The 20,369-nt window shown below is 63.7% G+C and carries 17 protein-coding genes, 1 tRNA gene and 1 pseudogene; 17 read left to right on the top strand and 2 right to left on the bottom strand.

Annotated elements, in window-relative coordinates; translation table 11 throughout:
• Window positions 1-64: 64 nt before the first annotated feature.
• The 16 genes from nuoG to RFN30_RS30300 all read left to right on the top strand — a co-directional run bounded on the left by nuoG (window position 65) and on the right by RFN30_RS30300 (window position 18,869).
• Window positions 65-2,146: an NADH-quinone oxidoreductase subunit NuoG gene (nuoG, locus tag RFN30_RS30375; protein ID WP_320265685.1), complete on the top strand. Its 2,082-nt coding sequence runs from the start codon at window positions 65-67 to the stop codon at window positions 2,144-2,146.
• Window positions 2,147-2,148: 2 nt separating this feature from the next.
• On the top strand, window positions 2,149-3,192 hold the full coding sequence (nuoH, locus tag RFN30_RS30370; RefSeq protein WP_292112181.1) for an NADH-quinone oxidoreductase subunit NuoH: 1,044 nt from the start codon (window positions 2,149-2,151) through the stop codon (window positions 3,190-3,192).
• The gene (gene nuoI / locus RFN30_RS30365; protein ID WP_059185258.1) at window positions 3,192-3,683 is read left to right on the top strand and encodes an NADH-quinone oxidoreductase subunit NuoI; all 492 of its coding nucleotides are present in this window, start codon (window positions 3,192-3,194) and stop codon (window positions 3,681-3,683) included. Before nuoH ends, nuoI begins: the two co-directional genes overlap by 1 nt.
• Window positions 3,684-3,807: 124 nt before the next feature.
• Complete coding sequence (locus RFN30_RS30360; RefSeq protein WP_320265684.1) at window positions 3,808-4,428, top strand: NADH-quinone oxidoreductase subunit J; 621 nt, start codon at window positions 3,808-3,810, stop codon at window positions 4,426-4,428.
• A 1-nt stretch (window position 4,429) separates the two neighbouring features.
• On the top strand, window positions 4,430-4,738 hold the full coding sequence (gene nuoK, locus RFN30_RS30355) for an NADH-quinone oxidoreductase subunit NuoK (protein ID WP_040969939.1): 309 nt from the start codon (window positions 4,430-4,432) through the stop codon (window positions 4,736-4,738).
• Window positions 4,739-4,749: 11 nt separating this feature from the next.
• Window positions 4,750-6,723 carry an NADH-quinone oxidoreductase subunit L gene (nuoL, locus tag RFN30_RS30350; RefSeq protein ID WP_320265683.1) on the top strand — a complete coding sequence of 658 codons (1,974 nt, stop codon included), beginning with the start codon at window positions 4,750-4,752 and terminating at the stop codon, window positions 6,721-6,723.
• The gene (locus RFN30_RS30345) at window positions 6,723-8,228 is read left to right on the top strand and encodes an NADH-quinone oxidoreductase subunit M (protein ID WP_320265682.1); all 1,506 of its coding nucleotides are present in this window, start codon (window positions 6,723-6,725) and stop codon (window positions 8,226-8,228) included. The genes nuoL and RFN30_RS30345 overlap by 1 nt, the downstream gene beginning before the upstream one ends.
• Before the next feature lie 13 nt (window positions 8,229-8,241).
• Window positions 8,242-9,678: an NADH-quinone oxidoreductase subunit NuoN gene (gene nuoN / locus RFN30_RS30340; RefSeq protein ID WP_320265681.1), complete on the top strand. Its 1,437-nt coding sequence runs from the start codon at window positions 8,242-8,244 to the stop codon at window positions 9,676-9,678.
• A gap of 4 nt (window positions 9,679-9,682) precedes the next feature.
• Window positions 9,683-10,504, top strand: coding sequence for a biotin--[acetyl-CoA-carboxylase] ligase (locus tag RFN30_RS30335; RefSeq protein ID WP_320265680.1), 822 nt, complete (start codon window positions 9,683-9,685; stop codon window positions 10,502-10,504).
• Window positions 10,505-10,600: 96 nt separating this feature from the next.
• On the top strand, window positions 10,601-12,271 hold the full coding sequence (locus RFN30_RS30330) for a ribonuclease J (RefSeq protein ID WP_320265679.1): 1,671 nt from the start codon (window positions 10,601-10,603) through the stop codon (window positions 12,269-12,271).
• Between the two features lie 106 nt (window positions 12,272-12,377).
• Window positions 12,378-12,782 carry a methylmalonyl-CoA epimerase gene (gene mce, locus RFN30_RS30325; RefSeq protein ID WP_320265678.1) on the top strand — a complete coding sequence of 135 codons (405 nt, stop codon included), beginning with the start codon at window positions 12,378-12,380 and terminating at the stop codon, window positions 12,780-12,782.
• A complete protein-coding gene (locus tag RFN30_RS30320; protein WP_320265677.1) occupies window positions 12,779-13,063 on the top strand; it encodes a DUF1467 family protein in 285 nt (94 codons plus the stop codon). Before mce ends, RFN30_RS30320 begins: the two co-directional genes overlap by 4 nt.
• A 576-nt stretch (window positions 13,064-13,639) precedes the next feature.
• Window positions 13,640-14,965: a proline--tRNA ligase gene (gene proS / locus RFN30_RS30315; protein ID WP_320265676.1), complete on the top strand. Its 1,326-nt coding sequence runs from the start codon at window positions 13,640-13,642 to the stop codon at window positions 14,963-14,965.
• Window positions 14,965-16,248 carry a lipoprotein-releasing ABC transporter permease subunit gene (locus tag RFN30_RS30310; protein WP_320265675.1) on the top strand — a complete coding sequence of 428 codons (1,284 nt, stop codon included), beginning with the start codon at window positions 14,965-14,967 and terminating at the stop codon, window positions 16,246-16,248. Before proS ends, RFN30_RS30310 begins: the two co-directional genes overlap by 1 nt.
• Window positions 16,245-16,928 (top strand): ABC transporter ATP-binding protein, encoded by a 684-nt coding sequence (locus tag RFN30_RS30305; RefSeq protein WP_192245380.1) that lies wholly within the window; start codon window positions 16,245-16,247, stop codon window positions 16,926-16,928. The genes RFN30_RS30310 and RFN30_RS30305 overlap by 4 nt, the downstream gene beginning before the upstream one ends.
• A 690-nt stretch (window positions 16,929-17,618) precedes the next feature.
• Window positions 17,619-18,869: a site-2 protease family protein gene (locus RFN30_RS30300; protein ID WP_320265674.1), complete on the top strand. Its 1,251-nt coding sequence runs from the start codon at window positions 17,619-17,621 to the stop codon at window positions 18,867-18,869.
• Window positions 18,870-18,879: 10 nt separating this feature from the next.
• Here RFN30_RS30300 and lipB read toward each other — a convergent pair whose 3' ends face one another.
• Window positions 18,880-19,623, bottom strand: a complete 744-nt coding sequence (gene lipB, locus RFN30_RS30295; protein WP_320265673.1) for a lipoyl(octanoyl) transferase LipB — start codon at window positions 19,621-19,623, stop codon at window positions 18,880-18,882.
• Window positions 19,624-19,950: 327 nt separating this feature from the next.
• Here lipB and RFN30_RS30290 point away from each other — a divergent pair.
• Window positions 19,951-20,035, top strand: a tRNA-Leu gene (locus RFN30_RS30290).
• A 164-nt stretch (window positions 20,036-20,199) separates the two neighbouring features.
• Here the strand turns inward: RFN30_RS30290 and RFN30_RS30285 are convergent.
• Window positions 20,200-20,369: pseudogene (locus tag RFN30_RS30285) on the bottom strand (succinate--CoA ligase subunit alpha); the annotation flags it as partial.

Genomic DNA, 20,369 nt, shown 5'->3' with positions numbered 1-20,369 from the left:
CGGGCGCGGCACCAGTCGCGCCCGGAAAGAGAGATTGCGGGAAATCCGCGAGGGTTTGAGGCGAATGGCAAAGCTCAAGGTCGACGGGAAAGAGATCACGGTACCCGACCACTACACGCTGCTGCAGGCGGCCGAGGACGCCGGCGCGGAAGTGCCGCGCTTCTGCTTCCACGAGCGGCTGTCCATCGCCGGCAATTGCCGTATGTGCCTGATCGAGGTGAAGGGCGGCCCGCCCAAGCCGCAGGCTTCCTGCGCCATGGGCGTGCGCGACCTGCGCCCCGGCCCCAATGGCGAGCCGCCGGAAATCTTCACCAACACGCCGATGGTCAAGAAGGCCCGCGAAGGCGTGATGGAGTTCCTGCTGATCAACCATCCGCTCGATTGCCCGATCTGCGACCAGGGCGGCGAATGCGACCTGCAGGACCAGGCGATGGCCTTCGGCGTCGATTCCTCGCGCTATCACGAGAACAAGCGCGCGGTCGAAGACAAGTATATCGGCCCGCTGGTCAAGACAGTGATGAACCGCTGCATCCATTGCACGCGCTGCGTCCGCTTCACCACCGAGGTCGCCGGCATTTCCGAGCTCGGCCTGATCGGCCGCGGCGAGGACGCCGAGATCACCACCTATCTCGAACAGGCGATGACGTCGGAGCTTCAGGGCAACGTCATCGACCTTTGCCCGGTCGGTGCGCTGACCTCCAAGCCGTTCGCCTTCCAGGCGCGGCCGTGGGAACTCACGAAGACGGAATCGATCGACGTCATGGACGCCGTCGGCTCGGCGATCCGCGTCGATTCCAGAGGCCGAGAGGTGATGCGCATCCTGCCGCGCGTCAACGAAGCGGTGAACGAGGAGTGGATCTCGGACAAGACCCGCTTCATCTGGGACGGTCTGCGCACGCAGCGCCTCGATCGTCCTTATGTTCGTAAGAACGGCAAGCTCGCTCCGGCAAGCTGGGCTGAAGCCTTCGCGGCGATCAAGGACGAAGTATCGAAGACGGCACCCGAGCGCATCGGCGCCATTGCCGGCGACCTCGCCGCGGTCGAGGAAATCTACGCGCTCAAGCTGCTGATGGCGGCGCTCGGCTCCAAGAACATCGACTGCCGCCAGGACGGCGCCGCGCTCGATCCATCGCTCGGCCGCGCCAGCTACATCTTCAATCCGACCATCGAAGGCATCGAGCAGGCCGACGCGGTGCTGATCATCGGCGCCAATCCGCGCTTCGAGGCTTCGGTGCTCAACGCCCGTATCCGCAAGCGCTGGCGCGTCGGCAACCTGCCGATCGGCGTCATCGGCGAGATCGGCGACACGCGCTATGACTACGAGCTGATCGGCGCCAGCCCGGAATCCTTGAAGGACCTGGCCGACGGCAACGGCAAGTTCTTCGAGGTGCTGAAGAAGGCGACGCATCCACTGATCATCGTCGGCCAGGGCGCGCTGGCGCGCGCCGACGGCGCTGCCGTGCTCGGCCAGGCGGCCAAGCTCGCGGTAGCCGTCAACGCGGTCACCACCGATTGGAACGGCTTTGCCGTGCTGCACAACGCCGCGGCCAGAGTCGGCGGCCTCGATGTCGGCTTTGTGCCGGGCGAGGGCGGTAAGAACGTCGCCGGCATGCTGGGTGAGACGGACCTGCTGTTCCTGCTCGGTGCCGACGAGATCGACATGGCCAGGACCGGCGGCGCCTTCGTCGTCTATATCGGCACGCATGGCGATGCCGGCGCGCACCGCGCCAACGTCATCCTGCCGGCCGCGGCCTACACCGAAAAGTCGGGCACCTATATCAACACGGAAGGGCGCGTGCAGCAGACCAACCGCGCCGGTTTCGCGCCGGGCGAAGCGCGCGAGGACTGGGCGATTCTCAGGGCGCTATCGGATGTGCTCGGCAAGAAGCTGCCCTTCGATTCGCTGGCGCAGCTGCGCGCCAAGCTCTATGGCGAATATCCGCATCTCGCCCGCATCGACCATGTCCTGGCCGGCAGCGCCGGCGACGTCGCCAAGGCGGCGAAGCTCGGCGGCCGGCTGAACAAGGGCGCCTTCACCTCGCCGGTGAAGGACTTCTATCTGACCAACCCGATCGCGCGGGCATCGGCCGTGATGGCCGAATGCTCGGCGCTGGCCAAGAGCGGCTTCAAGCAGGCGGCGGAATAAGCATGGACACCTTCTTCTCCTTCTACGTGCTGCCGGCGCTGCTGATCCTGTTGAAATCGGTCGTGCTGATCGTCGTTCTTCTGATCTTCGTGGCCTATGTTCTCTATGCCGACCGCAAGATATGGGCGGCCGTGCAGTTGCGCCGTGGCCCGAACGTCGTCGGTCCCTGGGGCACACTGCAGGCCTTCGCCGATCTTCTGAAATTTGTTTTCAAGGAGCCGGTGATCCCGTCCGGCGCCAACAAGGGCGTTTTCCTGCTGGCGCCGCTGGTGTCGGCGGTGCTCGCCATCTCGGCCTGGGCCGTCATTCCGGTGAATGAAGGCTGGGCGATCGCCAACATCAATGTCGGCATCCTCTATGTCTTCGCCATCTCCTCGCTCGAGGTCTATGGCGTGATCATGGGCGGCTGGGCATCGAATTCGAAATACCCGTTCCTCGGCGCGCTGCGTTCGGCCGCGCAGATGGTGTCCTACGAAGTCTCGATCGGCTTCGTCATCGTCACCGTTCTGCTGACCGTCGGCTCGCTCAACCTCTCCGACATCGTTCTCTCGCAACAGGATGGCCTCGGCACCCGGCTCGGCCTGCCCAACACCTTCCTCGACTGGCACTGGCTGTCGCTGTTCCCGATGTTCATCGTGTTCTTCATCTCGGCGCTGGCCGAGACGAACCGCCCGCCGTTCGATCTGGTGGAGGCGGAATCGGAACTCGTCGCTGGCCATATGGTTGAATATTCGTCTACGCCGTTCCTGCTCTTCTTCCTGGGAGAGTATGTCGCCGTCGTCCTGATGTGCGCGTTGGCCACCATCCTCTTCCTTGGCGGCTGGCTGCCGCCGTTCGACTTTGCGCCCTTCACCTGGGTGCCGGGCCTGATCTGGTTCGTGCTCAAGGTCTGCCTGGTATTCTTCATGTTCTCGATGGTGAAGGCGTTCGTGCCGCGCTACCGCTACGACCAGCTGATGCGGCTGGGCTGGAAGGTCTTCCTGCCGATTTCGCTGTTCATGGTCGTCGCCACCGCGGCCTTCCTCAAGATCACGGGGTTTGCGTGATGTCCGCTCTTGCCCAGGCCGCAAAGGCCTTGCTGCTCAAGGATTTCGTCAGCGCCTTCTTCCTGTCGATGCGCCAGTTCTTCGCGCCGAAGGAGACGATCAACTATCCGCATGAAAAAGGGCCGACCAGCCCGCGCTTCCGTGGCGAGCATGCGCTGCGCCGCTATCCGAACGGCGAGGAGCGCTGCATCGCCTGCAAGCTTTGCGAAGCGATCTGCCCGGCGCAGGCGATCACCATCGAGGCCGGCCCGCGCCGCAACGACGGCACGCGCCGCACCGTGCGCTACGACATCGACATGGTGAAGTGCATCTATTGCGGCTTCTGCCAGGAAGCCTGCCCGGTCGACGCCATCGTCGAGGGGCCGAATTTCGAATTCGCGACCGAGACGCGCGAGGAGCTCTACTACAACAAGGAAAAGCTGCTCGCGAACGGCGATCGCTGGGAGCGGGAGCTGGCGCGCAACATCGCGCTGGACGCACCCTATCGCTGACATTTGACGCATGGACGGGGCGAGGGGTCTCGTCTAAGGAAACGCAACTTTTGCCAGCCGGAGGCGGCGGCGGACATCGAGCAGGCGCTGAGTGCCGTGTTCGGACAGGAACCCGGGGGAACCCATGTTGAGTGGACTAGAGGCGGCTTTCTTCTACCTCTTCGCCTTTATCGCCGTGGCGTCGGCCTTCATGGTCATTTCGTCGCGCAACCCCGTGCATTCGGTGCTGTTCCTGATCCTCACCTTCTTCAACGCCGCCGGCCTCTTCATGCTGACCGGCGCTGAGTTCCTGGCGATGATCCTGCTCGTCGTCTATGTCGGCGCGGTGATGGTGCTGTTCCTGTTCGTCGTTATGATGCTCGACGTCGACTTTGCCGAAATGAAGCAGGGCGCGCTGCAATACGCACCGATCGGCGCGCTGGTCGGGCTGATCCTGGCGGCGGAGCTGATCGTCGTGCTCGGCGGCTACAGCTTCGCGCCGCAGCTTGCCTCCACGGTGGCGAAGCAGACGCCGGATATCGCCACGCGCTCCAATACGGCGGCGCTCGGCGACATCCTCTACACGGACTACCTCTATTACTTCCAGATCGCCGGCCTCGTGCTGCTGGTTGCCATGATCGGCGCCATTGTGCTGACGCTGCGCCACAAGGAAGGCGTCAAACGGCAGTCGATCGCGGCCCAGGTCGGCCGCACGCCGGCAACGGGCATGGAAATCCGCAAGGTCAAGTCGGGCGAGGGTATCTGAGATGGTCGTCGGCATCGCGCATTATCTGACCGTATCGGCGATCCTGTTCACGCTCGGCGTGTTCGGCATCTTTTTGAACCGCCGCAACATCATCGTCATCCTGATGTCGATCGAGCTGATCCTGCTTGCGGTCAACATCAACTTCGTCGCCTTCTCGGCGGCGCTGCATGACCTCGTCGGACAGGTGTTCGCCCTGTTCGTGCTGACGGTCGCCGCGGCCGAGGCCGCGATCGGTCTTGCCATTCTTGTCGTCTTCTTCCGCAACCGCGGCTCGATCGCGGTCGAAGACGTGAGCCAGATGAAGGGTTGACGGGAACCACCATGTACCAGGCCATCGTCTTCCTTCCGCTGCTCGGCTTCCTCATTGTCGGCCTGTTCGGCAATTCGCTCGGCGCCAAGGCATCCGAATACATCACCTCCGGCTTCCTGGTGATCTCGGCTGTGCTGTCGTGGATCGCCTTCTTCACCGTCGGCTTCGGCCACGGCGAGGTGTTCACCGTGCCGGTGCTGCGCTGGATCCAGGCCGGCGGGCTCGATGCCGCCTGGGCGCTCAGGATCGACACGCTCACGGCCGTGATGCTGGTCGTCGTCAACACGGTGTCGGCGCTGGTCCATATCTATTCGATCGGCTACATGCACCACGATCCGGACCGGCCGCGCTTCTTCGCCTATCTGTCGCTGTTCACCTTCGCGATGCTGATGCTGGTGACGGCCGACAACCTGGTGCAGATGTACTTCGGCTGGGAAGGCGTCGGCCTCGCCTCCTACCTGCTGATCGGCTTCTGGTACAAGAAGCCGTCCGCCAACGCCGCTGCGATCAAGGCCTTCGTCGTCAACCGCATCGGCGATTTCGGTTTCGCGCTCGGCATTTTCGGCGTGTTCGTGCTGTTCGGTTCGGTCAATCTCGGCACCGTCTTTGCCAACGCAGCTTCCTTCCTTCCCGCCGAAGGCGCGCCGCAGGGGGCGGCCGTGCTCACCTTCCTCGGCCATGCGCTGGACAAGCATACTGCGCTGACGGTGGTCTGCCTGCTGCTCTTCATGGGCGCCATGGGCAAGTCGGCGCAGGTGCCGCTGCACACCTGGCTGCCCGACGCCATGGAAGGTCCGACGCCGGTCTCGGCGCTGATCCATGCCGCGACCATGGTGACGGCCGGCGTGTTCATGCTGGCGAGGCTATCGCCGCTATTCGAGCTGTCGCCTTCGGCGCTCACCGTCGTCACCTTCATCGGCGCCTTCACTGCCTTTTTCGCGGCGACCGTCGGTCTGGTCCAGAACGACATCAAGCGCGTCATCGCCTATTCGACCTGCTCGCAGCTCGGCTACATGTTCGTGGCGCTGGGCGTCGGCGCCTATGGCGCGGCGATCTTCCACCTGTTCACGCACGCCTTCTTCAAGGCGCTGCTGTTCCTCGGCTCGGGCTCGGTCATCCATGCCGTTTCCGACGAGCAGGACATGCGCCTGATGGGCGGCTTAAGAACCCTCATCCCCAAGACCTACTGGATGATGGTGATCGGCACGCTGGCGCTGACCGGCGTCGGCATCCCGGCGACGGTGATCGGCACTGCCGGCTTCTTCTCCAAGGACGCCATCATCGAGACGTCCTTCGCCGGTCACAATGCGGTGGCGGGCTTTGCGTTCATTCTGCTCGTGATCGCCGCCTGCTTCACCAGCTTCTATTCCTGGCGGCTGATCTTCATGACCTTCCACGGCGAGCCGCGCGCGAGCCATGAGGTCATGCATCACGTGCATGAATCGCCGCCGGTGATGCTGGTGCCGCTCTATGTGCTGGCCGCCGGCGCGCTGTTTGCCGGCATCATCTTCCACGGCTCCTTCATCGGCGAGGGCTATGCCGAGTTCTGGAGGGCGTCGCTGTTCACGCTGCCGGAGAACCACATCCTGCACGAGATCCATGAGCTGCCGCTGTGGGTGGAACTGGCGCCGTTCGTCGCTATGGTGATCGGCTTCGCGGTTGCCTGGAAGTTCTACATCCGCTCGCCGGAACTGCCGCGGAGCGTCGCCGCCAACCATCGCCTGCTCTACGGCTTCCTGCTCAACAAATGGTACTTCGACGAGCTCTACGACTTCCTGTTCGTGCGGCCGGCAAAGCGCCTCGGCCGGTTCCTGTGGAAGACCGGTGACGGCGCCATCATCGATGGCCTCGGTCCCGACGGCATCTCGGCGCGCGTCGTCGACGTCACCAACCGCGTCGTCAAATTGCAGACCGGCTATCTCTACCACTATGCCTTTGCCATGCTGATCGGCGTGGCCGCTCTCGTCACCTGGATGATGCTCTGATGACCGACTGGCCAATCCTCTCGCTGGTCACCTTCCTGCCGCTGGTTGGTGTTCTCTTAATTCTGCCGATCAGCGACGACAGCGAAAACGCGCGCCGCAACATCCGCTCGATCGCCTTCATCACGACGGCGTTCACCTTCGTGGTGTCGCTGTTCATCTGGAAGGGCTTCGACAATTCGCAGGCCGGCTTCCAGTTCGTCGAGAAGCATGCCTGGCTGGATTCAGGCATTTCCTACCATATGGGCGTCGACGGCATATCGATGCTGTTCGTCATCCTGACCACCTTCCTGATGCCGCTCAGCATCCTGGCCTCGTGGGAAGCGATCGAGAAGCGGGTCAAGGCTTATATGATCGCCTTCCTGATCCTCGAGACGCTGATGATCGGCGTGTTCTGCGCGCTCGACATCGTGCTGTTCTACGTCTTCTTCGAGGGCGGCCTGATCCCGATGTTCATCATCATCGGCGTCTGGGGCGGCAAGAGGCGCGTCTATGCCTCGTTCAAGTTCTTCCTCTATACGCTGGCCGGCTCGGTGCTGATGCTGCTCGCCATCATGGCGATGTTCTTCCAGTCCGGCACGACCGACATCACGACGCTCTTGACGCATAACTTCCCGGCCAACATGCAGACCTGGCTGTGGCTCGCCTTCTTCGCCTCCTTCGCGGTGAAGATGCCGATGTGGCCGGTGCACACCTGGCTGCCCGACGCGCATGTCGAGGCACCGACGGCTGGTTCGGTCATCCTGGCCGCCATCCTGTTGAAGATGGGCGGATACGGCTTCCTGCGCTTCTCGCTGCCGATGTTCCCGCAGGCGTCGGAGATGTTCGCACCGCTGATCTTCACGCTCTCGGTCGTCGCCATCATCTACACCTCACTGGTGGCGCTAATGCAGGAGGACATGAAGAAGCTGATCGCCTATTCCTCGGTCGCCCATATGGGTTTCGTCACCATGGGCATCTTCGCGATGAACGAGGAAGGCGTGCAGGGGGCGATCTACCAGATGCTCAGCCACGGCCTCGTCTCCGGCGCGCTGTTCCTGTGCGTCGGCGTCATCTACGACCGCATGCACACACGCGACATCGACGCCTATGGCGGGCTGGTCAACAACATGCCGAAATACGCCACCGTGTTCATGATCTTCACCTTGGCCAATGTCGGCCTGCCGGGCACCAGCGGCTTCGTCGGCGAGTTCCTGACCATGCTCGGCGTGTTCCGGGTCAACACCTGGGTGGCCTTCTTCGCCGCCACCGGCGTCATCCTGTCGGCAGCTTATGCGCTGTGGCTCTATCGCCGCGTGATCTTCGGCGCGCTGACCAAGGAAAGCCTGAAGAACCTCTTGGATCTGTCGACGCGCGAGAAGGCGATCGTCTATCCGCTCGTGGTGCTGGTCATCTTCTACGGCGTCTATCCGGCACCGGTCTTCGATGCCACGGCGGCTTCCGTGAAGGCGCTCGTCACCAACGTCACCGCATCCATCAATTCCGCGCAGACCGCGGCGGCGAACTGACTGGGGAAAAACCATGACGCCGGACCTTCTCTCCAGCCTTTCGCTCTCGACGCCGGAGCTGATCCTTGCCATCGGCGCGCTGGCGCTTCTGATGGTGGGTGCCTATTCGCGCTCCAACAACACGATGACGGTCACCGGCCTTGCGGTCGTCGTGCTGGTGATCGCCGGTCTGTGGCTCGCCTTCTCCGCCAGCGAGGGGTCTGCCTACGGCAGCGCCTTCGTCCAGGATTCCTTTGGCCGCTTCATGAAGACGCTGGCGCTGATCGGCTCGGCTGTGACGCTCGTCATGTCGATGCGCTTCGCCCGGCAGGAGCATTTCGACAAGTTCGAATATCCGGTGCTAATCGTGCTCTGCACGCTCGGCATGATGCTGATGATCTCGGCCAACGGCATGATCGGGCTCTATCTCGGCCTCGAGCTGCAGTCGCTGGCGATCTATGTGCTGGCGGCGATCAACCGCGACAATGTCCGTTCGACCGAAGCCGGCCTCAAATATTTCGTCCTCGGCGCGCTGTCGTCGGGCATGCTGCTCTACGGCATCTCGCTGGTCTACGGCTATACCGGCAACACCGGCTTCCACGAGATTGCGACGGCGCTGGGCGGCGGCGAGCGCCAGCTCGGCCTCGTCTTCGGCCTGGTGTTCGTGCTTGCGGGCCTCGCCTTCAAGATCTCGGCGGTGCCGTTCCACATGTGGACGCCGGACGTCTATGAAGGCGCGCCGACGCCGATCACCGCCTTCCTGGCCGCGGCGCCGAAGATGGCGGCGATGGCGCTGATCGTGCGCGTCACCATGGGCGCCTTCAAGCCGATCGCCGCCGACTGGCAGCAGATCGTCGTCTTTATCTCGATCGCCTCGATGGCGCTCGGCGCTTTCGCCGCCATCGGCCAGACCAACATCAAGCGCCTGATGGCCTATTCCTCGATCGGCCATATGGGCTACGCGCTTGTCGGCCTTGCCGCCAACAGCCAGGCCGGGGTGCGCGGCGTTGCCATCTACATGCTGATCTATCTGGTGATGACGCTCGGCACCTTCGCCTTCATCCTCGCCATGCGACGCAAGGAGGGCAATGTCGAGCAGATCGGCGATCTCGCCGGCCTAGCCTCGACCAATCCGATCATGGCGACCATCCTCACCATCCTGATGTTCTCGCTGGCAGGCATTCCGCCCCTCGCCGGCTTCTGGGGGAAGTGGTACGTGTTCCTCGCCGCCATCAACGCGCATCTCTACGCGCTGGCGATCATCGGCGTGCTGGCCTCGGTGGTGGGCGCCTACTATTACCTGCGCATCATCAAGATCATGTGGTTCGACGAGCCGGTCGGCGGCTTCGTGCCGATGGCGAGCGAATTGCGTCTGGTTCTCGGCGTCAGCGGCGCCTTCGTGCTGTTCTACGTGCTGATCGGCGGGCCGATCGGCAGCTATGCCGAAGCCGCCGCCAAGACCTTCTTCTGACGGGATGGCGTTTCGGCTGGCTCCAACCGCGGCGTCGGAGGGGTTCCGGCTCGAGGCCCATGACAGCGTCGGCTCGACCAACGCGCTGGCTCTGGAGCATGCGCGCGCCGGCGATCCGGGAAAACTCTGGGTCGTCTCGAAGAAGCAGGAAAGCGGGCGCGGGCGGCGCGGCCGTGCCTGGGCGACGCCCGAAGGCAATCTGGCGGCGACGCTGCTTCTGCTCCCCGGTGGAGAATTGCGGCTCGCCGCGACGCTCGGCTTCGTCGCCGGGCTCGCTCTCGCCGACGCGCTCGACGCCGTCGTCCCGCGAGGCCGGGTCGCCGTTGCCCTGGACGGCGCCAGCGAAGGACGCAATCGCTTCGAGCTGAAATGGCCGAACGACGTGCTCGCCTCAGGCGCCAAGCTTGCTGGCATCCTGCTGGAATCGACGATGCTCGACGGCGGACGCTTTGCCGTCGCGGTCGGCATCGGCGTCAACGTCGTGGCTTACCCCGAGGATCTGCCTTATCCGGCGACATCGTTGCAGGCGTTGGGCGCCAATTGCGATGCCGAAACGCTGTTCCTGGCGCTTTCGGATGCCTGGAGCGAGAACGCCAGGTTGTGGGACGAGGGGCGCGGGCTTTCCGCCATCAGGAAGCGCTGGCTGGCGCGCGCGGCCGGGCTCGGCGGCGAGGTTGCTGTCAGAATTGACGGTAATGTGGTGCGCGGCGTCTTCGAGACCATTGACGAAGACTGCCGTTTCGTGATCCGCGACGATGATGGTTCTGTTCTGACGATCGCGGCCGGCGACGTGCATTTCGGCGCGGTTGCCTCGGCGCGGGTATAATTTTGTTTTTGCACAATTCCGGACGGAAAACCGTGACACATTTTTCCTGGAATTGCGCCAACGGCTTGGCCTGAGCGGCCAGGAAGGAAAGAATGTATGGCGAATAGAGACAACGCCGAACTCGTCTTCGCGCCGCTCGGCGGCGTCGGCGAGATCGGTATGAACTTCGCCCTCTATGGCTACGGGCCGGCCGACGCGCGCGAGTGGATTATCGTCGATGTCGGCGTCACCTTTCCCGATACCGCGCATCCGGGGGTGGACCTCATCCTGCCCGACACGCGTTTCATTGAGGAGAATCTCGACGGCTTGCGCGGCATTGTCATCACCCATGCGCATGAGGATCACTATGGCGCATTGCTCGACATCTGGCCGAAGCTCAAGGTGCCCGTCTGGATGACGCCGTTCACCGCCGGGCTGCTCGAGGCCAAACGGCAGGGCGAGCAGAATGCGCCCAAAATCCCGGCGACGGTCTACCGGGCCGGCGAGAAGTTCACGATCGGGCCTTTCGAGATCGAAGCAATTCCGGTGGCGCACTCCATCCCGGAGCCGATGTCGCTGGCGATCACCACGCCCGCGGGCACGGTGATCCACACCGGCGACTGGAAGATCGACCCGGCACCGACGATCGGGCCGATGACCGACGAGGCACGCTTCCGCGCCTATGGCGACAAGGGCGTGCTGGCGCTGATCTGCGATTCCACCAATGCGCTGAGGGAAGGTGACTCGCCGTCGGAAGTGGCGGTGGGCGAGGGCCTCAAGGGCGTCATCGAGAAAGCCAAGGGCCGCGTCGCCGTCACCACCTTCTCCTCCAATGTCGGGCGCATCATCTCGATCGCCAAGGCGGCACGCGACGCCGGCCGGCAATGCCTGGTGCTCGGCCGCTCGCTGAAGCGCGTCATCGATGTCGCGACCGAACTCGGCTATATGGACGGCCTGCCGGAATTCATCGCCGAGGAAGATTACGGCTACATCCCGCGCGAGAACCTAGTGGTCATCTGCACCGGCAGCCAGGGCGAGCCGCTGGCGGCACTTGCGAAGCTCTCGCGCGACGAAATGAAATCGGTGGCGCTGACGGCCGGCGACACGGTCGTCTTTTCCTCGCGCACCATTCCCGGCAACGAGAAGGCGATCCTCGAGATCAAGAACCGGCTGATCGACCTCGGCATGAAGATCATCGAGGACGGCGACGCGCTGGTGCACGTCTCCGGCCATCCGCGCCGCAGCGAGCTGCGCAAGATGTATGAATGGGTGCGGCCGCAGATCGGCGTGCCAGTGCACGGCGAGGCGGCGCATCTGGTGGCGCAGGGCTCGCTGATGTCGATGTCCGGCATCGGCCAGGTGGCGCAAGTGCGCGACGGCGACATGCTGAAGCTCTGGCCCGGGCCGGCGACGATCATCGACCAGGTGCCGTTCGGCCGCCTCTATAAGGATGGGTTTCTGATCGGCTCCGACCAGGCGATGGGCATACGCGACCGGCGCAAGCTGTCCTATGCCGGGCATGTCGCGGTCAACGTCGTGCTCGACGAGAAATACGAGCTTGCCGGCGACCCCGATCTGGTGGCGATCGGCGTCGCCGAGACCGACGCCAGCGGCGAGATGCTGGAGGACCTGATGCTCGATGCGGCAATCGGCGCGGTGGACTCCATCCCCCGCCAGCGCCGAAAAGACCTCGACCTGGTGCAGGAGGCGGTGCGCCGCGCGGTGCGCGGCGCCGCCAACGAAGCCTGGGGCAAGAAGCCGCTGGTGACGGTGTTTGTGACGAGATGAGGGAGTAGGGGAGTAAGGCAGTAGGGGAGTAGGGGAAGAATGATTAGTTTGCGTTTTTTCTGGCTTGTTTTCCCTATTCCCTTACTTCCCTAAAGCGGAGCGCAGTATGCTCGGACGCCTGAACCATGTCGCGCTTGCCGTGCCGGACCTGGCCGCGGCGACTGCGGCCTATCGCGACACGCTGGGCGCGCGGCTGAGCGCACCGCAGGCGCTGCCGGAGCACGGAGTGACGGTGGTGTTCGTCGATGTCGGCAACACTAAGATCGAGCTGTTGGAGCCGCTGGGCGATGCTTCGCCCATCGCCGCATTCCTCGAGAAGAATCCCTCGGGCGGCATGCATCACGTCTGCTACGAGGTCGACGACATTCTGGCCGCGCGCGATCATCTCAAGGCGAGCGGCGCGCGCGTGCTCGGCGACGGCAACCCGAAGATCGGCGCGCATGGCAAGCCGGTGCTGTTCCTGCATCCCAAGGACTTCTTCGGCACGCTGGTGGAACTGGAGCAGGCATGAACTGGGTTTCGTTTGTAGCGCTGTTCTTCGTCACATGGTGGCTGGTGCTGTTCGCAGTGCTGCCGTTCAGCCTGCGCACCCAGGACGAGGATAAGGACGTGACGCTGGGCACCGTTTCGAGCGCTCCCAAGGGACCGCACATGCTGCGCGCGGCGATCCGCACGACGATCGTGACCGCCATCGTGATGGGCATTTTCTACGGCCTGACGAGGGGGCTCGGCCTGGGCTTCGACGACATTCCGCACATCGTGCCAGACTTTAGTCATACTGCCGGGCACTAAAGTCCTACACAGTCTCCGCAAGTATTGAGCCGCAGGCGCGCGCTTTGGTTGAAATCGGAAGCCGGCTTCCGATTTTCGCGGCTAATGATGGGTAATGCTGTTTGGCAGTCTGTCGTGCTAAGCAGATGATTGCACAAAAAAAATGCAAGGCACGAGGCCTTGCAATTTAAACGCGTCCGATCCGTTTCCGGTGTCCGGCGGCAGCGAGTTACCGCGCCTAGATCGCATCCTCCCAAGACTTTGACCGCGTAGGAGAGCAGATTTTTCTCCGCCCTCTCGGTTATCGGCGCACACTAGACCAAGGCAGGCGACAATGTCACGAAGAATTTTGCCTCTAAATGGGCAATATCGTGCTGCACTGCACAATAGTGGGGCAAGGCTTGCTTGTGAATCGATCAAACAGCCGGAAGCGGCACTTTGGCGGCCAAACACACCTTTTTGATCATGCGCAGAACACCCCAACACTTTGGCGCGCTCGGGTTTCCATTCTGTCATGAAATGGCTATGAAGCCCGGGCAAGCAGCCTCGTGCGCGCCGATTCCACGCGCCGCAATTTTTTCATTCACGGACCAGTCCATGCGTTTGTCGCGCTACTTCCTGCCCATTCTCAAAGAAAACCCCCGCGAGGCCGAAATCGTCTCGCATCGGCTGATGCTGCGCGCCGGCATGATCCGCCAGCAGGGGCAGGGCAGCTTCTCCTGGCTGCCGCTCGGCAAGCGGGTGCTGGACAAGGTCTGCCAGATCATCCGCGAGGAGCAGAACCGGGCAGGGGCGCTGGAAATCCTGATGCCGACCATCCAGTCGGCGGACCTGTGGCGCGAAAGCGGCCGTTACAACGACTACGGCAAGGAGATGCTGCGCATCAAGGACCGGCAGGACCGCGATATGCTCTACGGTCCAACCAACGAGGAAATGGTCACCGAAATCTTCCGCGCCTACGTCAAATCCTACAAGGACCTGCCGCTCAATCTCTACCACATCCAGTGGAAGTTCCGTGACGAGGTGCGCCCCCGCTTCGGCGTCATGCGTTCGCGCGAATTCCTGATGAAGGACGCTTACTCCTTCGACCTCGATTTCGAAGGCGCGAGAGCGGCCTACAACCGCATGTTCGTGTCCTATCTCAGGACGTTCACACGCATGGGCCTGCAAGCCATTCCGATGCGCGCCGACACCGGCCCGATCGGCGGCGACCTCAGCCATGAATTCATCATCCTGGCCGACACCGGCGAGAGCCAGGTGTTCTGCGACCGCGCCTACCTGTCGCTCGAAGTGCCTGGAGCGGACACGAATTTTGCCGACGATACCGAGATCGGCGGCATCGTGAAGAAATGGACGACGCCTTACGCCGCCACCGACGAGATGCATGACGAAGCGGCCTGGGAGAAGGTCTCCGAAGGCGACAGGCTTTCGGCGCGCGGCATCGAGGTCGGCCACATCTTCCACTTCGGCGAGAAGTATTCGAAGCCGATGAATGCCAAAGTCACCGGGCCCGACGGCAAGGACCATTTCGCTTCGGGCGGCTCCTACGGCATCGGCCCGTCGCGGCTTGTCGCGGCGATCATCGAGGCGAGCCACGACGAGAACGGCATCATCTGGCCGGAAGCGGTGGCGCCGTTCGACATCGGCCTGATCAACATGAAAGTGGGCGATGCCGAATGCGACCGCGTCTGCGATGAGCTCTACGCGTCGCTGACTTCGGCCGGCAAGGACGTGCTCTATGACGACACCGACCAGCGGCCGGGCGGCAAGTTCGCGACCGCCGATCTGATCGGTCTGCCCTGGCAGGTGATTGTCGGCCCGCGCGGCGTGGCCGCGGGCGAGGTCGAGATCAAGAACCGCCGCAGCGGCGAGCGCGAGACGCTGCCGATCGCGGAAGCCAAGAAACGCCTGGGTATCGCCTGATGAACGAGGCGGCTGCAGCTCGATCGCCGGCAGGCGCCTTTTCAGGCTTCGAGCGCATGGTGGCGTGGCGCTACCTGCGTTCGCGCCGGAAGGAGACGGTGATTTCGGTCATCGCCTCGATCTCCTTCCTCGGCATCATGCTGGGCGTCGCGACGCTGATCGTCGTCATGGCGGTGATGAACGGTTTTCGCGCCGAGCTGCTGACCCGCATCCTCGGCGTCAACGGTCATCTCATCGTCCAGCCGCTCGATTCGCCGCTGGAGGACTATGCGCAGGTGGCGAGCCGCATCAGCGGCGTTGCCGGCGTCAAATACGCCATACCTCTGATCGACGGACAAGTGCTGGCGCAAGGCAATGTCGGCGGCGGCGTCGGCGCGCTGGTGCGCGGCATTCGCGCCGAAGACCTCAACAAGATCTCGATTGTGTCCAGCAACATCAAGCAGGGCACGCTCGACGGCTTCGACACCGGCGAGGGCGTGGCGATCGGCAAGCGCATGGCCGAGAATCTCGGCTTGGTGCTCGGCGACACGATCACGCTGATCTCGCCCGAAGGCGACGTCACGCCGCTCGGCACCACGCCGCGCATGAAGGGCTACAAGGTGGCGGCGATCTTCGAGGTCGGCATGTCTGAGTATGACAGCTCGATCGTCTACATGCCGTTCTCCGAAGCGCAGCTCTATTTCAACATGGACGGGCGGGCGCAGACCATCGAGATCTATGTCGACAATCCCGACAATGTCGATGCGCTGAAGCCGCTGGTCGAGCAAGCGGCGCAGCGGCCAATCGACCTCGTCGACTGGCGCCAGCGCAACGAGACCTTCTTCTCGGCGCTGCAGGTCGAGCGCAACGTCATGTTCATGATTCTCACGCTGATCGTGCTGGTTGCGGCGCTCAACATCATCTCCGGCCTCGTCATGCTGGTGAAGGACAAGGGCCACGACATCGCCATCCTGCGCACGATGGGCGCCTCGCGCGGGGCGATCCTGCGCATCTTCCTGATGACCGGGGCCGCGATCGGCGTGACCGGCACGATCGCGGGGGTGCTGCTCGGCGTCGTCATCTGCCTCAACATCGAATCGATCCGCCAGTTCTTCTCCTGGATGACGGGCAGGATACTGTTCAATCCCGAACTCTATTTCCTCAGCCAGCTGCCGGCGAAAATGGATCCACGCGAGACCACCTATGTCGTCATCATGGCGCTCAGCCTGTCCTTCCTCGCCACGTTGTTTCCGGCATGGCGGGCAGCCCGGCTCGATCCGGTCGAAGCCCTGAGGTACGAGTGATGGCCGAAGCCATTATTGAGTTGAAGGGCGTCGAGCGGCACTATGTCCAGGGGCCGCGCAAGCTCACCATCCTCAACGGCGCCGATTTCTCGCTCAGGCGCGGCGAGATGGTGGCGCTGGTGGCGCCCTCGGGCACCGGCAAGTCGACCTTGCTGCATACGGCGGGATTGCTCGAACGGCCGGATGCCGGCGACGTGATCCTCAGCGGCCGCGCCTGCGGCCGGCTCTCCGACGACGAGCGCACGGCGATCCGCCGCAACGATGTCGGCTTCGTCTACCAGTTCCATCACCTGCTGCCTGAGTTCTCGGCGCTTGAAAACATCATGATGCCGCAGCTGATCAAGGGGCTCGGTCGCAAGGAAGCGTCCGAGCGGGCGGCGCAGCTGCTCGACTACATGCAGATCGGCAAGCGCGCGCAGCACCGGCCGTCCGAGCTCTCGGGCGGCGAGCAGCAGCGTGTGGCCATCGCGCGCGCCGTCGCCAATGCGCCGCTGGTGCTTCTGGCCGACGAGCCGACCGGCAATCTCGATCCGGCGACCGCCTCTTACGTGTTCGATGCGCTGGAGGCGCTGGTCCGGCAGTCGGGGCTGGCGGCGCTCATCGCCACGCACAATCACGAGCTGGCCGCCCGCATGGATAGGCGCGTGACGTTGGCCGAGGGGAAGGTCGTGCCGCTTTAGGGCAAGTCGATGTTCCGACGAGGCCGGCCTGCGGACGGCAGCCTATGCAATCCTTAGCGAGGCCTTTCCGGGCACTCGCTTCGAACAAAGGAAGGGCTGTCGAAGTCGGCGCTGCCCCTCATTGCCCTGCCGGGCATTTCTCCCCGTAAACGGGGAGAAAGGGGCTGGCCGCGATGCCGGTTCCCTTCCTGCAACGCTGGCGATTGGCGAAATCGGCGATGAGAGCGCCCCTCTCCCCGTCACTATACGGGGAGAGGATGCCGGCAGGCAGGTGAGGGGCAGCGCAGACGCCCGGAAGGAATTCAATCTGGAGCGACTGCCTCTCGACAGAGGCACACATCTTAAGTTCAAAGTCGCACATCTCGTGGCGTCAACCTTTCTTAACCCTGCCTAAACGGATCGCCGGATTCGCCCGAGGCGTCACTCCCTGATCGTTGACATTCGAACAAAATTAGAACAAATTGCGAACATACTAACAACAGGAGAGAGTTATGGCCGATCTGGTTCAGGATGTCGTCTCGCTGGTTTGCATGAGCACCTTTCTCATTTCCATGGCGATCTGGATTGGCGCCATGTGATCGGGCGGCCTTGCCGCCACTGTTCGGGCGGGCAAAAAGCCCGCCGTGTCGTTAAGCTTTTCTTGGCCGCGCCGCCGCTAGGCTGCTCCTTCAAGACGGGGAGCCAAAGGCAGTGTCGGTCATCGCCACGGTCACTCTCGTGGCCGGAAATCTCGGACTGATCTTTTTGCTGATGACCGTGCCGCTCGGGCTGCGCACGGTTACGGTCAGCCGTGTGATAGAGGCCGATCGGAAACGCCTCTGGCAGGCGCTTTGGCCGTTCGGCAGCGATGCCGGCTGGTCCGGTGAAATCCTCTCCGCCGAAACGCTGGACGGCGAGGGGACGGCGCTGATCAAGCTGTCGTGGGAAGGGCGCGACGGCCGGCCGATAGAACGCAGGGCGCGGTTCGACGATGTGGTGGAGGGCAGCCGCTTCTCGATGCGCGTCATCGAGGATACAGCGCTCGATCCCTCGTTCTGGGCCGACTATCGCGAAACCACCGAGCTCGCACCGGAAGGCGATGCGACGCGGATCACACTCAGCCAGACCGATCGTTATCGCGGCGTCGCGTTCCTGGTGTTCCGCTACTTCGCCATGCGCCGCGAACTCGCCAAGCTTAAGGTCTGGGCGAAGACCGGAACATATCGCAGGGGCGGCTGGTTCGAGCATCCGGTGAGCCAGGTCGGCTTTGCCCTGCTCTCGGCCTTCATCCTGTGGCCGTTCTTCGGCCTCAACCTTGGCGGGCTGGCGCTGGCCGTGATCCTGACCTCGGTGGTCGCCTTGCACGAGCTTGGCCACATGGCGGCGTTCCGGCTGACGGGGCATCGCCGGGCGCGCATGATCTTCATCCCGCTGCTCGGCGGCATCGCCATGGGCGGCAGGCCCTATGACAGCCGCTTCGAGGTCGCCTTCGTGGCGCTGATGGGTGCGGGCTTCTCCGCCTTCCTGGTACCTCTGCTGATCGCCGCCAGCGGCTTCGCCGGCAGCGAAGGGCATCGCCTTGCGGCATTGCTGCTGGCAACGCTTGCCGGCTGCGCGTCGCTGTTCAACATCGCCAATCTGGTGCCGGTGTGGAAGTTCGACGGCGGCCAGGTGCTGCGCCAGATCTGCCCGGGGCCGCTCGCTCTCGCGCTGGCGTCCTTCCTACTGCTGTCAGCGTTGCTGGCGCTCGGCTGGCGCGCCGGTTTCTCGTCCAGCTTCCTGCTCATTGCCGGCGCGGTGTTTTCGATGCTGAGCCTGCTCACCGTGGGCAGCAGTGTGAAGCCGCGTCACGAGCTGAAGCCGATCCGAACCTTCGACCGCCTGGCCATGGCCGGCGCGCTGCTCGCGGTCTTTGCCATTCACGGCTATGGCGTGCTCTGGGCAGCCGCCCAGTTGATGTAGCCGCAGCGGGTTAACCCGCCTTTCGGGTCGGCTCGGCGCCCGGGACCGTCGCAGGCCCGAACACGCCCTTGAAGGCTGATTTCAGCGCGAGGTCGAGGTCGGCCATGGTGACAGGCAGGCCGAGGTCGACGAGGCTGGTCACGCCATGGTCGGAGACGCCGCAAGGCACAATGCCGCTGAAATGGCCGAGCTCCGGCTCGACATTGATGGCGATGCCGTGAAAACTCACCCAGCGCCTGAGCCGGATGCCGATTGCCGCGATCTTGTCCTCGGCGGGCGAGCCGTCGGGCAGGGCTGGGCGATCCGGCCGCACCACCCAGACGCCGACGCGATCCTCGCGCCGCTCGCCGCGCACGTTGAAGGCGGCGAGCGTGCCGATGATCCAATCTTCGAGCGCCGCGACGAAGGCGCGGACATCCTCGCGCCGGCGCTTCAAATCGAGCATCACATAAGCGACACGCTGGCCCGGGCCGTGGTAGGTGTATTCGCCGCCGCGGCCTGCGGCAAAGACGGGAAAACGGTCAGGTTCGATCAGGTCCTCGATACGCGCGCTGGTGCCCGCGGTGTAGAGCGGGGGATGCTCGACCAGCCAGACCATCTCGCTGGCGGCGCCGCTGCGAATCGCCTCGGCGCGCGCTTCCATGAAGGCAAGCGCATCCGGATAGGAGGTAAGGCCGGGCTCGATCACCCATTCGACCGGCGCCGAACCGGGAAGGGGCAGGAACGACGTGGCGATCTGGCTGCGTTCTGTCATGGCGCGTCTCTTCCGAGGAGCGCCATGATCGGAACCGGATCCAGGCGGGCTCAGATGTGTTTCGTACCCCCAAATCCGTCAGCGGCTTCGGGCGATATGCAATTGCCCTTCATATGGCGGCAAACGACAAAAACGTCCAGTTCCGCCGGCTCGCGGCGAGGCTGTGGAGCATTGTGCCAGCAGCTTTGCCTGATGCATGTCGTTCGCCCAAAACCGCTACGCACTTTTGGGCGACATGCATTAGCGAATATTCCGCACGGCGCACTTGTTTCGCCGGAAACGATTTGCTACAGGCCCCGGGCCGGACGGTTCCGGCTCCTACCACGTGCGGTCGTGGCGGAATTGGTAGACGCGCAGCGTTGAGGTCGCTGTGGGGCAACCCGTGGAAGTTCGAGTCTTCTCGACCGCACCAAAACTCTTTGAAAAATCGCTTTCGAGTGGTCTGCCCGACTGAGGCAGCAGGCGCTGCTTTCGCGGTCATCTGGCTCTCGCAGGACCAAAACGAAAACGGCGGCAGGTCGCTGAGACCACACCACCGTTTTGTGTCTTGGCAATCTCGCAGCCGCCAATCGGCGGTCAGGCCGCCTTTTTCGTCCGCGCCAGAGTCTCGGCCACGACCTCGCCGAACGCGGCGGGCGTCGGCACGATCACCACACCGGCGTCTTTGAGGATCTCGACCTTTTCCTGCGCCGACTCGCCGAAGGCGGAGATGATGGCGCCGGCGTGGCCCATGCGGCGGCCCTTCG

The sequence above is a fragment of the Mesorhizobium dulcispinae genome, from assembly GCF_033977345.1.
Taxonomy (GTDB): domain Bacteria; phylum Pseudomonadota; class Alphaproteobacteria; order Rhizobiales; family Rhizobiaceae; genus Mesorhizobium; species Mesorhizobium dulcispinae.
This window is presented reverse-complemented; position numbering and strand designations above follow the sequence as displayed.

Coding starts and splice junctions, on each gene's coding strand:
- nuoG (WP_320265685.1), top strand. CDS start 65: ATGGCAAAGCTCAAGGTCGACGGGAAAGAGATCACGGTACCCGACCAC.
- nuoH (WP_292112181.1), top strand. CDS start 2,149: ATGGACACCTTCTTCTCCTTCTACGTGCTGCCGGCGCTGCTGATCCTG.
- nuoI (WP_059185258.1), top strand. CDS start 3,192: ATGTCCGCTCTTGCCCAGGCCGCAAAGGCCTTGCTGCTCAAGGATTTC.
- RFN30_RS30360 (WP_320265684.1), top strand. CDS start 3,808: ATGTTGAGTGGACTAGAGGCGGCTTTCTTCTACCTCTTCGCCTTTATC.
- nuoK (WP_040969939.1), top strand. CDS start 4,430: ATGGTCGTCGGCATCGCGCATTATCTGACCGTATCGGCGATCCTGTTC.
- nuoL (WP_320265683.1), top strand. CDS start 4,750: ATGTACCAGGCCATCGTCTTCCTTCCGCTGCTCGGCTTCCTCATTGTC.
- RFN30_RS30345 (WP_320265682.1), top strand. CDS start 6,723: ATGACCGACTGGCCAATCCTCTCGCTGGTCACCTTCCTGCCGCTGGTT.
- nuoN (WP_320265681.1), top strand. CDS start 8,242: ATGACGCCGGACCTTCTCTCCAGCCTTTCGCTCTCGACGCCGGAGCTG.
- RFN30_RS30335 (WP_320265680.1), top strand. CDS start 9,683: ATGGCGTTTCGGCTGGCTCCAACCGCGGCGTCGGAGGGGTTCCGGCTC.
- RFN30_RS30330 (WP_320265679.1), top strand. CDS start 10,601: ATGGCGAATAGAGACAACGCCGAACTCGTCTTCGCGCCGCTCGGCGGC.
- mce (WP_320265678.1), top strand. CDS start 12,378: ATGCTCGGACGCCTGAACCATGTCGCGCTTGCCGTGCCGGACCTGGCC.
- RFN30_RS30320 (WP_320265677.1), top strand. CDS start 12,779: ATGAACTGGGTTTCGTTTGTAGCGCTGTTCTTCGTCACATGGTGGCTG.
- proS (WP_320265676.1), top strand. CDS start 13,640: ATGCGTTTGTCGCGCTACTTCCTGCCCATTCTCAAAGAAAACCCCCGC.
- RFN30_RS30310 (WP_320265675.1), top strand. CDS start 14,965: ATGAACGAGGCGGCTGCAGCTCGATCGCCGGCAGGCGCCTTTTCAGGC.
- lipB (WP_320265673.1), bottom strand. CDS start 19,623: ATGACAGAACGCAGCCAGATCGCCACGTCGTTCCTGCCCCTTCCCGGT.